We start from the raw sequence: 1,207 nt of genomic DNA on the forward strand, positions 1-1,207 counted from the left end.
GTAGTTATCTATCTCATAATGAAGTACTTGTAAGTGCTAGTATCTTAGTTTCCTTAAATAAAAAAAGCACCCAAGAAGGTGCTCTAATCATTCTTTTTATGTTAAACAAACCTGTCCAATAACTTCATTTCCTTTTTCAAAGCGCTGGGCATCGCCTGTCAAGCAATACGTAGTGGAAACTGCGTTTTGAGAAATCTCATTCGTAAACATATTCTCAGCCATCTTGTCTGCTCGTTTTGCAGCTGTAAATATACTAAAATAAAAAATACACCCCACAATCCAAAAAATAGTCAATATGATTATTAACCAAATCATATTCTACTCATACCTCCTAATAGTTTGTTCCACATAAGAATCAGACGGAGGCCGTATTCGGCAGCTGGCTGACATACTGATTGTATATTCAGCTTAGTCCCTCTAGCTTTGCGTCACTGACTTTCATCAATTTTGCCATTGTCTTACGATTTATGTGATTGTCGTTTATAGGATTATTTTAGCAAACGATACAGATGTGACATCTGCCATACGAACCATTATTCGGATCAATATGTAGGTATAAATAACTATTTTTTGCTGTCTTTTGCCTTTCGTACTGCTTGATATATATGTGAAATAGACAAATACAGCAGGATACCAACTATAGCGCCCACTGCGTCTAAAACGACATCTGCTGGCTTAGAGCTTCGATCCTTAATAAAACTTTGGTGGAATTCATCCGATACTGCGTAGACCGTGCATAATAGCACAGAAATGAGAAAGTTCCTGCCAAAACTGCAGCGCAATAATACTTGGAGTAAGCGGGCAATTAGTCCTCCGAGTACACCATAAATGAATAGATGAGCAAATTTACGTATTAAAAATTCAACAAAACTGCTTGCATTACTCGTTTTTAGACTTATTGTCTCAGCACCATAATTAATGCTAGTACCCGAAAAATGTTCGTTGATCGTTTTTTCAGATATTTTCTTTTTGATCCACGGTTTAAGATCCTGCATTTGATGAGATTGAGAGGATAAGCCATAAATCAAGCCAAGCAATATTAATATTGGGAGAACATACAATAGAAACTTAAGAACGTTTGATTTCTTTGCCATGATGTATCACCCACAAGTTCCGTATAAACTCTCTAACCTATTCATTTGACAGAGCTTTTTCGATCTGACCAATTGCACTGCCTTGCGCCGCTTGCTTCATAGAATAATAAGAT

2 protein-coding genes and 1 riboswitch are annotated in these 1,207 nt (G+C 36.6%); both genes read right to left on the reverse strand.

Annotated elements, in window-relative coordinates:
* Positions 1 to 96 precede the first annotated feature (96 nt).
* Positions 97 to 315 carry a hypothetical protein gene (locus tag AC1DUA_RS38365; protein ID WP_477504679.1) on the reverse strand — a complete coding sequence of 73 codons (219 nt, stop codon included), beginning with the start codon at positions 313 to 315 and terminating at the stop codon, positions 97 to 99.
* Positions 316 to 371: 56 nt separating this feature from the next.
* Positions 372 to 462: riboswitch (cyclic di-GMP riboswitch) on the reverse strand.
* Positions 463 to 563: 101 nt separating this feature from the next.
* Complete coding sequence (locus AC1DUA_RS38370) at positions 564 to 1,094, reverse strand: VanZ family protein (RefSeq protein WP_477504680.1); 531 nt, start codon at positions 1,092 to 1,094, stop codon at positions 564 to 566.
* Positions 1,095 to 1,207 lie beyond the last annotated feature (113 nt).

The organism is Paenibacillus sp. 01T422, assembly GCF_056398785.1.